Origin of the sequence: Clostridioides sp. ZZV14-6153 (assembly GCF_020657855.1) — a bacterium.
Lineage (GTDB): Bacteria > Bacillota > Clostridia > Peptostreptococcales > Peptostreptococcaceae > Clostridioides.
The window spans coordinates 52,492-66,223 of the sequence record NZ_JAGWCZ010000002.1; the positions used below are offsets into that span (position 1 = coordinate 52,492).

Genomic DNA, 13,732 nt, shown 5'->3' on the forward strand with positions numbered 1-13,732 from the left:
AAATTTATAATAATTATTTATTCATCTAACAAAGTACTATCTAAAGGGCTTTTATTGTTTGTATAGTTTTTAGGAGATACGCCATAATACTTTTTAAATGCCCTTACGAAGCTAGAATAATCATTAAATCCACATTTATTACAAACTTCACTCATAAGATGACCATTGATTATTAATGACTTAGCTAAAATCAATCTTTTTTGAATTATATAATTGTGTATAGATGTTCCAGTATGAGATTTAAATCTTCTCATAAGATAATATTTGCTTATAAAAAATTCAGATGCAATGCTGTCTATAGAAAGTTTATTCTCTATATTTAAGTTTATATAGTTTAATATTTTTTTTATAGTTTCATCGTAAAATACATCTTCTATAGATTCTATGTTCTCTTTTTTTAAGAAAATTCTATTTAAAAATATCATAAGCTGTATGAATAAGGTATTTCTTAGTATTCCATTTCCAAATTCATTACTAGATTCAGAAATATTTATTTGCTCAATAAAAAGTTTGAGTGATTCAATGTCATGTATATTTAAACGTAGTAGATTACATTTATTTTCTGTGGCTATCTTAAAACATTTTTCTAAATCACTAGTATTATCACTGTTTTTTTTCATAAATTCTGGGCTAATCCATATTGCGATTCTTTCATAAAATACATTTGAATCAATAACTGGTTTGTGAATTTCATTATTGCTAATAAAAAGTATGTCCCAAGGTTTTAGTTTATATGGAATTCCTTCAACAAAATAAGTGACATTTCCATCTATAAATATAATTATCTTATTAAAATCGTGATTATGGTATTCAAATTCTATGTCTTTTTTATCTCTGATACTAAATATTTTAAAATTATCATTTAAGTATCCAATTTTATTGTCTGTAGTTTTCATAAAAGACCTCTCTTAGATTATATTATAGAGAATTATAGAGCATTTTTTGCAATATTTCAAGCATTTTTAACCATTCACATAGTAAAAAATTCTTAATATAATATTACATGAAGTGTAATTTTAGCAAAAAGAGTTTAAAGGGAGGAAAGCATTTATGAAATTAAATGATATTATACAGGGGTTGGATATAATCAGTGTCAAAGGTGAATTAAATATAGATATTAATAATGTACAATATGATTCAAGAAAGGTTACAGAAGGTACATTATTTGTATGTATAAAAGGATTTGTGTCAGATGGTCATAAGTATATAAAAGATGCTATAAACAAAGGAGCAAAAGCTTTTATTGTTGAAGAAGATGTAGACATAAAAGGATATACGTTTATAAAAGTAAAAAATACAAGAGAAGATATGGCAAAGATAGCTGACAATTTTTATAATCATCCATCACAAAAATTTAATGTTATAGGAGTTACAGGTACTAACGGAAAAACTAGTATAACTACTATACTAAACGAAATATTAACTTTGAATAAAAATAAAGTTGGTCTTATCGGTACTATAAAAATATTTGATGGTGAAAAAGACATTATTTCTAATTCAACAACTCCAGAAAGTATAGATTTACAATATCATTTTAGTAATATGTTAAATAATGGATGTGATTACTGTGCTATGGAAGTTTCATCACACTCATTAGCATTAAATAGAGTTGATGAAACCGACTTTAAACTGGGAATATTCACAAACTTAACACCAGACCATTTAGACTTTCACAAAGATTTAGAAGATTATAGAAAAGCTAAAGAAAAATTATTTTTTAAGACTACTATGGCAAACATAATAAATATAGATGATGAGGGTGGTAAAAAGATATACGAAAATATAAAAGGTATAGATGTTCCTTGTTACACATATGGAGTTGAAAATAATGCTGATTTTATGGCTAGAGATATAAAATCAGATTCAGATGGTGTATCTTATAGATTAATAACTCCTTCTTATGAAGAAGTTATATTTATACCAGTTCCAGGAATGTTTACAGTATATAATACCTTAGCTGTTATAGCTGCTTGTTATATACTTGGCATACCTAAACCAGTATATAAAGAAGGTCTTAGACTTTCTAGTGGAGTATCAGGAAGGTTTGAAACAGTACCAAACGATAAAGGTATAAGTGTAATTGTTGATTATGCTCATACTCCTGATGCACTTGAAAATGTATTAAAAACAACTCAACAATTTGCAGAAGGAAAAATAATTTCTGTATTTGGATGTGGTGGAGATAGAGATACTGAAAAGAGACCTTTAATGGGTGCTATTGGACAAAAATATTCTGACATATGTATTGTAACTTCTGATAATCCAAGAACTGAAGAACCAGAAGCAATAATAAAGGATATACTTGAAGGAATAGATAAGGAAAAAGAAAATTATCATGTTGTTGCTGATAGAAAGCAAGCTATAGAAGAAGCTATAAGTATGGCAAAAAAAGATGATGTTGTAATTATAACAGGTAAAGGGCATGAAAATTACCAAATAATAGGTAAAGTTAAGCATCATTTTGATGATAAAGAGGTTGCCAATGAATGTTTAAGTAAAATGTAAGGTTAAAATTTAATAAAATATATATTTTAAGAATATAATATCAAAATTATTTTGATATTATATTCTTTTTATGTTAGTGGACATTAATACAAATTATGTTAGTAACCCTTAATATAAATAATATAATTTATTAAAATTGTATTACTTATATTAATTAATTTTTTATTGTAATAAAGTTGATAATTTTGTATAATTACAGTAAATATGGAAAAATAAGTATTGTCGTAAATTTGTTAGAATAATTAATATAAAATAATAATTATATACATATAGATTCCGGAAAGGCAGGAAGCATGATGTTGGGTGATGCAAAAAATAATAGGCAGGGTTTATCCATAATTGCTATCATAAGTATCTTAGTAGTTACAATTTCCTGTTTGATTTATGGTTCGAAGTTGAATAAGACACTGGGTGAGGAAACGAATCAATATCTTTCAGAAATAGCAAATCAAAGTGTCAATGTGTTAAAAAAACAAATTAATGGCGATATAAAATTGTTACAATCAATTTCAATATGTATTGAAGGAGAAGAATCTTTTGAATTGGACAATATTCTTTCAATACTTAAAAGAGAATCTGTCAATAGCTCCTTTAAAAGAATGGGCGTTATTCTACCAGATGGTATGGCATATACTACAGATGGTTATGTAGAAGATTTTTCTAAGAGAGATTATTTTTCCAAGTCAATGCAAGGAGAAGTAGTCATAACAGGTAAGTTAAAAGATGTAATAAAAGACTATAAAGACATTAATGTGTACTCTGTACCAATTTATAAGGGGAACAAGATTATTGGTGTTATATTTGCTACACATAGTACAAAGTTATATGAAAAGATACTCTCTGTACCAACGTTTAATGGAAAAGGATATTCTTATATAGCTAATAGTAGTGGTGATATTGTTTTAAATCCAAGTAGTAAAAACGCAAATTCTAATATGGAAAATTTATTTTCATATATAAATAAAAGTAATGCCTTATCAAAATCTACTCTTAATGATATGAAGTTAAATATAAAAAATTCTAAATCAGGTTCATTAAGTTATAATATGTCTGGAAAAGGATATTATTTAAGTTATGCTCCAATAGGAATTAATGATTGGTATCTTTTTTCTGAAGTTCCTAGAACTGCTGTATCTGAAAAATCATATGCTATTATAAAACTTACACTATCAGCATGTATAGTTTTAATTGTGATATTTACATCATTAATAATTTATATCTTGATTATGCAAAAAAAGGGCAAGGAAAGATTAGAAGAATTTGCATTTAAAGATAGCATTACAGGAATTGGAAATTCAAATAAATTTAATCTGGAAGGTGGTAAATTTTTATCCACTCATGAGAAAAAGAATCTAGTTTTAATTTATTTTGATATAGATAAATTTAAGTTAGTAAATGATAGATTTGGATATGAAGAGGGAGATAGAGTATTAAGAAAAATTGCAGAGATGATTGAAAATATGTTTAAAGAACAGTCTGTATTTTCAAGAATTTCAAATGATAATTTTGCTATAATATTTGAAAAAAAGAAGGATAAAGAATCAGTTATAGAGATATGTGAAATTATGCGTAAAAAATTATCTATGATAAAAACTAGCTTAGGGGTGGAACTTAATCTGATACCATCTATAGGAGTATATTTTATTGAAGATGGAGAAACAAATATATCTACTTGTCTTGATAAAGCTATGATTGCAAAGACTACAGTAAAAAGAAAATACTTAAAAGTGTATGAAATTTATGCTGAGAATTTAAAGGAAACTCTTATAGAAGAACGTGATATTGAGCAAGAGATGCACGATGCTTTAAAAAATGAACAATTTAAGGTATACTTTCAACCTAAAATTGAATTATCAACAGGTAAAATAGTAGGTTCTGAAGCTCTTGTACGTTGGCAACATCCAAAAAAGGGATTAATAAGTCCAGGTGTGTTTATTCCTATTTTTGAAAAGAATGGTTTTATAACAGAATTAGATATGTTTGTATTTATTCAAGTTTGTAAAAACTTTAAACGTTGGGAAAATGAAGGTTTGCCTAGATTTCCTATATCAGTAAATTTATCAAGAGTACATCTTGAAAATCCTGACTTTATAGAGAAGTTTGAAAACATTGCAAAAGAATATGATATTGAACCAAATTTAATTGAAATTGAACTAACAGAGAGTGCAATATTTGATAATACAAAAATGTTGTTTAAAATAATGCAAAATCTAAAGTCTGTAGGATTTAAAATATCTATGGATGATTTTGGTTCAGGTTATTCTTCTTTAAATATGCTTAAAGATATGCCAATTGATGTCTTGAAATTAGACAGACAATTTTTTATAACAGTAGAAGAAACAAAAAAGAGTCAAATTGTGGTTTCAAGCATTGTTCAGATGGCAAAGCAACTTGATATAAAAGTTGTTTCAGAGGGAGTTGAAACCTTAGAGCAAGCAGAGTTTTTAAGATTTATAGGATGTGATATGGCTCAAGGATTTTTATTTGCAAAGCCAATGCCAATAGAAGAATACGAAAAGTTGATATTAAATAGGAATGATATTGAAGGTATAAGTACAGATTAAAAAGCTTAGTACAAAATAAAATAAAGATTTGTAAGGAAAGTGAACTTTGTGTAGTCAAAGTTCACTTTATTTATGTAAGAACACCTTAGTATAAAAATATGAACTAGGTTTAGAGTATTACTTTACATTATATGGAGCATATGATATTTTCTAAAAGAGATATAATTTTTCTATGGGTAGAAGTTTTTAATTTGAGTATAACAGTTTGTGAATCTAAGGATATCAGCAATTATTCAAGTACTTAAGGGAGGAAAAATTTTGAGTAATATAACAATTCGGGAAATGGTAAATGATGAAAGAACACTTGTTTGGAAAATTGGTAAATCTAGTTTTGGATTGGTTGAAGGGATGGCATTTAAAAAGCCTCAAAATGCTTTTCTTGCTATAATAGATGGTCATATTGTTGGTATGGCTTCCTATAAAATTTTTCCAGCAAAAAATGGCAAAAAAATTGGATATGTAGAAACAGCATATGTAAAGATGGGACATGAAGGTAAGGGAATAGGAGGTGAGCTTTACAAAAAAGTAACCATATTTTTAAAAGAACAAGGTTGTGAAACTACGACTGCTACTGTGAAGGACGATAATGTTGCATCATGGAAGTTGTTTGAAAATAATGGATATCATATTATAAGCTTTACACAAATGTTACAAAACTATGGGCTAATTAGTACAATACGATTGTGGTTTAATAGTACACTTGCTATTGCTTCTGGATTTCATTTATGGAGCACATTATCACGAAAAAATAGCTCATCAATTCAACAATTAGGAATCTATATTGTCTTAAACTTACTAATATCATTTCCTATTTTATTTTTTAGCAATAATTTTAATGATTTTGCTGTCAGAGTAGGTGCGTTTTTTTCATTACTGATTGTATCTTTACTTAGTGGATTAATTGCAACCCTGATTTCATCTGAAAAATGGAAGTTTATTGCTACAAGAGGTGGTTTGTTGATATCATTATTAATTACAATTTTGGGTGGTATATGGCCAGTGGTAGGTCGATTTTATCCAACAGAGTATAAGAGGAGTACTACATTTAGACGTAGTATGGGGATTGAAGGATTGTTTGAGTGGTTAGGAGTACTACTTTTTATTTTAGTAGTAGCAGTATTTGACAAACAATCAGAATTTTATGAATATATTATTTCCTTTGGGATAAGTTTTTTACTTTTTCATAGTATACCTTTTTATCCATTTGGATGTTTTGGTGGAAAGCGTATTTGGGATTACAGTAAAGTACTTTCATTGTTGACAATTATAATTTCTGTAGGAATACTATATAATTTTTAAAAGGAACAAGCCTTTGGTTAAACATGAATTTAAAGTTTGAAATAGTAAAATGAAGTTTTATAAGTTTTATTTTTTAATATTCTATATTTTTTTATTTAAAATATAGAATATTTTATTTTTATAAAAAAGAGAGTTTCTATTATGATTTTCAAAAATCAATTAGAAAAACTCTCTTTTTTATAAAATCTAAATAGCTATTATAATATAATAGAAATTTCTATTATTCTAATTTCTTTATTACAATACAATAGTTAAGATTGTAGATAAATAAACATTTTAAACATTAAATCTAAATAATATTACATCTCCATCTTTAACTATGTATTCTTTACCTTCTAATTTAACTAATCCTTTTTCTTTAGCAGCTGCCATAGTACCATGTTCAACTAAATCATTAAAAGCAATTGTTTCAGCTCTGATAAATCCTCTTTCTATGTCAGAATGTATTTTTCCTCCTGCTTGAGGTGCTTTACTTCCAAGCTTTATAGTCCATGCTCTAACCTCTTTTGGACCAGCTGTTAAGAATGAAATTAGACCAAGTAAGGCATAAGATGATTTTATAAGTTTATCAAGCCCTGATTGTTCAAGCCCTAGTGTTTCTAAAAATTCTTTCTTTTCTTCAGCAGAATCAAGTTCAGAAATTTCTGCTTCTATTTGTGCACATACAACAACAACTTCAGCATCTTCTGTTTCTGCAAATACCTTAACTTGTTGAACATACTTATTACTCTCTCCGTCATCTGCTAAATCATCTTCTGATACATTTGCAGCGTATATTACAGGTTTAGATGTAAGTAAATCTAATGAATTTACAAAGATTTGTTCATCTTCTGTAAATTGCATAGTTCTTACACACTTACTATTTTCTAGAGTAGCCATGATTGAATTTAATAAATCAAGTTCAGAACCTAAAGTTTTATCAGCTTTAGCGGCTTTTTGAGTTTTATGAATTCTTCTTTCAAGAATCTCTATGTCAGAGAAAATTAATTCTAAATTTATAGTTTCTATATCGCGAAGTGGTTCAACAGAACCATCTACATGTATAACATTTTCATCTTCAAAACATCTGACAACATGTACGATTGCATCAACTTCTCTTATATGTGATAAAAATTTATTTCCTAAGCCTTCTCCTTTAGAAGCCCCTCTAACTAAACCAGCTATGTCACAAAATTCTATGGCAGTAGGAACTATTTTTTCAGAGTTGTACAATTCTTTTAGTTTATCTAATCTTTCATCTGGAACAGATACAACTCCAACATTTGGGTCTATTGTACAAAAAGGGTAATTTGCAGATTCTGCACCTGCTTGAGTTATTGCGTTAAATAGTGTGCTTTTACCTACATTTGGTAAACCAACTATACCTAATTTCATATTAATCGTCCTCTCTCTTATTCTTTTTATATTCTTTATATAACTTTAAACAATCAATCTATAGGATTGTAAAATTGTTTTAATTATAGACATACATATTGATTATACATCATATATATGAAGCTTGTAAACTAGACTTTAAAGCAGAATGGTCTAAATAATTTTTAAATAAAAATATTACTTTTAGAAAATAATAAAAAGGATATAATTAAATAGAAGGTTTTTATATATAAGTATATACAATCAAAAATGAATAAATTTCAATTTTAAAATTGATGTTTAAATAAAAAATAGGAGGTACATATGGTTAATACTAAGAAAATAATAAATTTGGGTAATAATATTAATCTAACTTTGATAAAAACAGAAAAGTTTAAATCAAATCTTATAAGTTTGTATGTTCAGAGATTGTTGGATAAAAAAGAAACTACAAAAAATGCTTTGATACCATCAATAATAGCAAGCGGAAGTGAAAAATATCCTAGTGCTAGAGCAATATCCAATAAACTAGATGATTTATATGGTTCATCTATGGGAGCTGATGCTGTAAAGCGTGGAGAGCGTCAAGTACTAAGTTTTAAAATAATTAATATAAGTGAAAAGTATTTAGATGAAAACATATTTGAAGAAGTAGTAGAATTTTTTAATGAAGTAATAAATAATACACTTGTTGTGGATGGTGGATTTAAAGAAGAATATTTAAATATTGAAAAAGAAAATTTAAGAGATAAGATACAATCAATAATAAATGATAAAAAAGAATATGCACAAGATAAATGTATAGAAGCTATGTGTGAAAATGAAAAATACAGTATAAGTGAGTTTGGTTATGAAGATGAAATAGATAATATAACATCAAAAGACCTATATGAACATTATAGAAATATACTTAAAACATCTCCAATAGACATAGTTGTAGAAGGTGATTTTGATGAAGATAAGGTTGTAGACATAATAAGCAAGAATTTAAAATTCGAAAGAGAAGATATTATAGATATACCAAAAGAAGATTTCATAAAACATGTAGATGAAGTAAAAGTAGTAGACGAAAAAATGGAAATAACTCAAGGTAAGTTAGTTATGGGGTATAGAGCAAATGTAGATTATGTAGATAATGATAAATACTATGCTCTTGTGGTCGGAAGTAATGTATTAGGTGGTGGGCCACACTCTAAACTATTTGTGAATGTAAGAGAAAAGGAAAGCTTATGCTATTATATTTTCTCTTCAATAGAGAAGTATAAAAGCATTATGCTTATATCATCTGGAATAGAAACTAAAGATTATGATAAAGCTGTAAAATTAATAAAAGAACAATTAGAAAGTCTAAAAGCAGGAGATATATCTGATGAAGAGTTAGAAAATAGTAAGCTTGCTTTAGTTAACTCTATGAAGTCTATAACAGATAATATAGGTGGAATGTCTGATTTTGCTTTTTCTCAGTCTATGGCAAAGACAAATTCTGAAGTAGAAGACATAATATATAGTATAGAAAAAGTTACTAAAAAAGATATAGTCGAAGCTGTAAAAGATATAGAACTTGATACTGTATACTTTTTAAGAAATTAATGGAGGAGATGTCTATGGAAAAAATAGTTAATGATATATTAAGAGAAGAAGTTTATTATGAAAAATTACAAAATGGCTTAGATGTATACTTTATGCCAAAGAGAGGCTTCACAAAAAAATATGCTATTTTAGCTACTAATTATGGTTCAAATGACTTAGAATTTGTTCCAATAGGAGAAGATAAAAAGATTAGAGTAAATGAAGGAATTGCACATTTTCTAGAGCATAAGATGTTTGAACAACCTGATGGAGGAGATGCATTTGAAAAGTTTTCTAAATTGGGTGTAAGTGCAAATGCATTTACTAATTTTACAATGACAGCATACTTATTTTCAGCTACTGAAAATTTTTATGAGAGTTTAGAACACTTAATTGATTATGTTCAAACACCTTATTTTACAGATGAAAATGTTGAAAAGGAAAAAGGTATAATAGCACAAGAGATAAAAATGTACAATGATGACCCAGACTGGAATGTATATTTTAATTGTCTAAAGGCTATGTATGTAAATTATCCTGCTAGAATTGATATAGCTGGTACAGTAGATAGTATATATAAGATAACTAAGGAAGAACTGTATAAATGCTATAATACTTTCTACAATCCAGGAAATATGGCTTTGTTTGTTGTTGGTGATTTAGATGTAGAAAAAGTCATAGATGTAACTAAAAAAGCAAATAATTATGATGTAGATAAGCTTTCTAAGAATATAGAAAGATTTTATCCTGAAGAACCAGCAAATGTAAAGGAAAAAGAAGTTATAGAAAAGTTTCCTATATCTATACCTATGTTTAACATAGGTTTTAAAGATAATAATGTAGGTATAAAAGGAAAAGAACTTTTACGTAAAGAAATTGTAACTGACATACTTGTAGGTATGTTATTTAAAAAGGGTAGCAAACTTTATGAAGATTTGTATATGCAAGGTCTGATAAATGAAAATTTTGGAGCTGGATTTTCATCTCAAGTAGACTATGCTTTTAGTGTAATTGCTGGAGATTCTAAGGAACCTAAAAAAGTAAAAGAGATAATTCTTGAATATATAGAAAAAGCTAAAAAAGAAGGATTATCTAAAGAGGAATTTGAAAGAACTAAAAAGAAAAAAATTGGTTCATTTATTAAGTGTTTTGATTCTATAAACTTTATAGGAAATAGTTTTATATCTTATACATTTAAAGAGATAAATATTTTGGATTATTTAGATATTATTAAAGATGTTACTTTTGAGGAAATTGAAGAAAGATTAAAAGAACACTTTAAAGAAGAGTATTGTGTTATTTCTATTGTAGAACCTAAGTAGAAAATTTGAACATTACAATGAGTAGCTAAATGCCAAATAGTTAATTTTGATACTTATTTTATTTAGATAGCAAGTGAGCTTGTTGAATATACTTATATAAATTAAGTTAGTAAAAATTAAATATTATTAATAAAAACTTATAGAGAGATTGGTGTATATTATACACCAATTTCTTTGATTACAAATAATTTATGAATGATTTTATTGTGATGATGTGTATAATATATTTTGAGTATTTGTAGAATCAACATCAATATGTTTTGTAGAATTAACATTAATATGTTATCATAATTTAGTATAATTACAATTAATTATAAATATGGTGTATTGCTTTGGAAATATTTTAATTAAGATAAAGAGGTGGAGTTATGGATAGAGTTGCATTTACACTGTTTGGGATAGACATAATGTGGTATGGAATACTCATGGCTAGTGGTATGATTTTGGGAACTTTAATAGCAATAAAAGAGTCAAAAAGAGTAGGACTTAAAGAAGATGATGTATTAAATATAGCTATCATAGCAATTCCTGTTGGATTAATATGTGCAAGAATATATTATGTTATATTTAATTGGAGTTATTATGCTCAAAATCTATCTCAAATCCTTAATTTTAGAGGTGGTGGACTTGCTATACATGGAGGATTAATAGGTGGAATCTTAGCTGGTTACATATACACTAAGGTTAAAAATATTAATTTCTTAAAAATGGCTGATACTGTCATACTTGGAATGCCTTTAGCACAAGCTATAGGAAGATGGGGAAACTTTATTAATGGAGAAGCTCATGGAGGTACAACTAATTTACCATGGGGAATAATGGTTGATGGAGTAAAGGTTCATCCAACTTTTCTATATGAGTCTATATGGGATTTTGGAATATTTATAGTTTTATTATTGTTTAGAAAGAATAAAAAATACGAAGGACAGGTTATAGTAACTTATATAACCCTGTATTCAATAGGAAGATTTTTTATAGAAGGATTAAGAACAGATAGTTTAATGTTAGGGCCACTTAGAATGGCTCAAGTGATAAGTTTAGTTGGAGTTGTTGGTGCTATAATAGCACATATTTATTTATCAAAGAGAAATAAAAACAACAGTATTGAAAAATAATTTAAATAGTGAGTTTAAAGGAGGTAGTTATGGAATTTCATCATGTATCAGTTCTTTTAAATGAATGTATAGAAAATTTAAAGATAAAACCAGATGGAGTATATGTTGACTGTACTATGGGGGGTGCAGGACATTCCAAAGAGATAGTAAAAAAATTATCAGATAAAGGATTGTTTATAGGGTTTGACCAAGATAAAAATGCTATAAATACAGCAAGAGAAAGACTAAGTGAATATGAAAACAGAGTAAAATTTGTTCATAGCAATTTTGAAAATATAAAAGAAGAATTGGAAAAAATAGGAGTTTATAAGATAGATGGTGTATTAGCAGATTTAGGAGTTTCCTCTCATCAACTTGATGAAGCTGAGAGAGGATTTTCTTATATGCAAGATGCACCACTTGATATGAGGATGGATGTTAGGTGTGAATTTTCAGCATATGATGTTGTAAACACTTATTCAGAAGATGAACTAGCTAAGATAATTAAAGATTATGGTGAAGATAACTGGGCTAAACGTATAGCTAAATTTATAGTTGAGGAAAGAGTGAATAAACCAATAGAAACCACAGGTGAATTGGTTGATACAATTAAAAAAGCTATTCCTAAAAAAGCTAGAATAGATGGGCCTCATCCAGCTAAAAGGACTTTTCAGGCTATACGAATAGAAGTAAATAATGAACTTGGAGTAATTACAAAGATGATAAATGATGCTTCTTCTATAATGAATGAAGGAGGTAGAATTTGTATAATAACATTTCATTCGTTAGAAGATAGAATAGTAAAGAATGCATTTAAATATCTTGCATCAGATTGTATATGTCCACAACATTTACCAATATGTCAATGTGACAAAGAATCTGAAGTAAAAATAATAACTAGAAAACCAATATTACCTAGTGCTGAAGAAATAGAAGTAAATCCACGTTCAAGAAGTGCTAAATTGAGAGTAGCTGAAAAAATATAATTTATATAGTTTGAGAGTAAGGGCTAGCTATGTAATAAAATAATAAACTTCTTAATGATAGTTAAAACCTATTATAGTTTTTATTAGAATAGAAAACAACTATGATATAATCGACAATATAGAAAAATATTTTCTGTTATAATATAACTAAAATAGATATTAGGAGTGAAGAAAAATAGAGAATAAGCATAAAAAATTATTAATAAAAATTTGTATTATATTGGGGGTACTTGCTATTTACTTTTTTATACCTCCTGTTAAAAAAATGGTAAATCAGATGATATTTTATCTGAGTATGTTAAATTTAGATGCAATTAAGGAGTACATACTATCATTTGGAGTTTGGGCACCAATAATATCATTTGCACTTATGATATTACAATCAATAGCTGCACCTCTTCCTGCATTTTTAATTACTTTTGCAAATGCAGCCTTATTTGGATGGGTAAATGGTGCTATACTGTCATGGGTTAGTGCAATGGCAGGTGCTGCAATCTGTTTTGTAATTGGGAGATTTTTAGGTAGAGATGTAGTTGCAAAACTTACAAGTAAATTTGCACTAGAAAGTATAGATGGTTTTTTTGATAAATATGGAAAACATACAATTTTAATTGCAAGATTGCTTCCTTTTATATCTTTTGACCTTGTGAGTTATGCAGCAGGTCTAACATCTATGAGTTTTATATCTTTCTTTATAGCTACTGGGGTAGGACAATTACCAGCAACCATTGTATATTCTTATGTTGGTGGGATGTTGACTGGTGGAGCTAAAGTCATGATGACAGGACTTTTAATATTATTTGCTTTAAGTGTATTGATTTATATGTTAAAGAAAATATATAGTGATAAAAATAAATAAAAATTAGTGTATAATCTATAGGTTCGATATTCAAGAATTAGTGAATCTATAGATTTTTTGTTGTGTATAGAAAAAATTACAAATAGATTGTGTAATAGTGTATTAATTTAGCGATGAAATTTTAAAGGAAGAGATATGATTAATAACAAATATAGTATAGAGGAAAATCTAAAAATCTATA

10 protein-coding genes are annotated in these 13,732 nt (G+C 27.3%); 8 read left to right on the forward strand and 2 right to left on the reverse strand.

Annotated elements, in window-relative coordinates; genetic code table 11:
- Window positions 1–17 precede the first annotated feature (17 nt).
- Window positions 18–896: an AraC family transcriptional regulator gene (locus tag KGF46_RS03055; protein ID WP_227829190.1), complete on the reverse strand. Its 879-nt coding sequence runs from the start codon at window positions 894–896 to the stop codon at window positions 18–20.
- 154 nt (window positions 897–1,050) lie between these two features.
- Here KGF46_RS03055 and KGF46_RS03060 point away from each other — a divergent pair, with 154 nt between their 5' ends.
- From KGF46_RS03060 to KGF46_RS03070, 3 genes are all read left to right on the forward strand, one after another.
- Window positions 1,051–2,505, forward strand: coding sequence for a UDP-N-acetylmuramoyl-L-alanyl-D-glutamate--2,6-diaminopimelate ligase (locus KGF46_RS03060; RefSeq protein WP_227842049.1), 1,455 nt, complete (start codon window positions 1,051–1,053; stop codon window positions 2,503–2,505).
- A 296-nt stretch (window positions 2,506–2,801) separates the two neighbouring features.
- A complete protein-coding gene (locus KGF46_RS03065; RefSeq protein ID WP_227829188.1) occupies window positions 2,802–5,069 on the forward strand; it encodes an EAL domain-containing protein in 2,268 nt (755 codons plus the stop codon).
- A 258-nt stretch (window positions 5,070–5,327) separates the two neighbouring features.
- Complete coding sequence (locus KGF46_RS03070) at window positions 5,328–6,368, forward strand: GNAT family N-acetyltransferase (protein WP_227829187.1); 1,041 nt, start codon at window positions 5,328–5,330, stop codon at window positions 6,366–6,368.
- A gap of 276 nt (window positions 6,369–6,644) precedes the next feature.
- On the opposite strand, the gene ychF is transcribed toward KGF46_RS03070, so the two are convergent.
- Window positions 6,645–7,742: a redox-regulated ATPase YchF gene (gene ychF, locus KGF46_RS03075; RefSeq protein WP_227829186.1), complete on the reverse strand. Its 1,098-nt coding sequence runs from the start codon at window positions 7,740–7,742 to the stop codon at window positions 6,645–6,647.
- Between the two features lie 303 nt (window positions 7,743–8,045).
- Between ychF and yfmF the strand changes: the two genes are divergently transcribed.
- From yfmF to KGF46_RS03100, 5 genes are all read left to right on the forward strand, one after another.
- The gene (yfmF, locus tag KGF46_RS03080) at window positions 8,046–9,311 is read left to right on the forward strand and encodes an EF-P 5-aminopentanol modification-associated protein YfmF (RefSeq protein WP_227829185.1); all 1,266 of its coding nucleotides are present in this window, start codon (window positions 8,046–8,048) and stop codon (window positions 9,309–9,311) included.
- Window positions 9,312–9,325: 14 nt separating this feature from the next.
- Window positions 9,326–10,612, forward strand: coding sequence for an EF-P 5-aminopentanol modification-associated protein YfmH (gene yfmH, locus KGF46_RS03085; RefSeq protein ID WP_227829184.1), 1,287 nt, complete (start codon window positions 9,326–9,328; stop codon window positions 10,610–10,612).
- A gap of 368 nt (window positions 10,613–10,980) precedes the next feature.
- Complete coding sequence (lgt, locus tag KGF46_RS03090) at window positions 10,981–11,727, forward strand: prolipoprotein diacylglyceryl transferase (protein ID WP_227829183.1); 747 nt, start codon at window positions 10,981–10,983, stop codon at window positions 11,725–11,727.
- 29 nt (window positions 11,728–11,756) lie between these two features.
- On the forward strand, window positions 11,757–12,692 hold the full coding sequence (gene rsmH / locus KGF46_RS03095; protein WP_227829182.1) for a 16S rRNA (cytosine(1402)-N(4))-methyltransferase RsmH: 936 nt from the start codon (window positions 11,757–11,759) through the stop codon (window positions 12,690–12,692).
- 277 nt (window positions 12,693–12,969) lie between these two features.
- Window positions 12,970–13,551 (forward strand): TVP38/TMEM64 family protein, encoded by a 582-nt coding sequence (locus tag KGF46_RS03100; protein WP_255640441.1) that lies wholly within the window; start codon window positions 12,970–12,972, stop codon window positions 13,549–13,551.
- The last annotated feature ends 181 nt before the right edge of the window (window positions 13,552–13,732 follow it).

Excerpts from the sequence above, each read along its gene's own strand:
- lgt (WP_227829183.1), top strand. The coding sequence starts at position 10,981 with ATGGATAGAGTTGCATTTACACTGTTTGGGATAGACATAATGTGGTAT.
- ychF (WP_227829186.1), bottom strand. The coding sequence starts at position 7,742 with ATGAAATTAGGTATAGTTGGTTTACCAAATGTAGGTAAAAGCACACTA.
- KGF46_RS03065 (WP_227829188.1), top strand. The coding sequence starts at position 2,802 with ATGTTGGGTGATGCAAAAAATAATAGGCAGGGTTTATCCATAATTGCT.
- yfmH (WP_227829184.1), top strand. The coding sequence starts at position 9,326 with ATGGAAAAAATAGTTAATGATATATTAAGAGAAGAAGTTTATTATGAA.
- KGF46_RS03100 (WP_255640441.1), top strand. The coding sequence starts at position 12,970 with ATGATATTTTATCTGAGTATGTTAAATTTAGATGCAATTAAGGAGTAC.
- yfmF (WP_227829185.1), top strand. The coding sequence starts at position 8,046 with ATGGTTAATACTAAGAAAATAATAAATTTGGGTAATAATATTAATCTA.
- rsmH (WP_227829182.1), top strand. The coding sequence starts at position 11,757 with ATGGAATTTCATCATGTATCAGTTCTTTTAAATGAATGTATAGAAAAT.
- KGF46_RS03060 (WP_227842049.1), top strand. The coding sequence starts at position 1,051 with ATGAAATTAAATGATATTATACAGGGGTTGGATATAATCAGTGTCAAA.
- KGF46_RS03055 (WP_227829190.1), bottom strand. The coding sequence starts at position 896 with ATGAAAACTACAGACAATAAAATTGGATACTTAAATGATAATTTTAAA.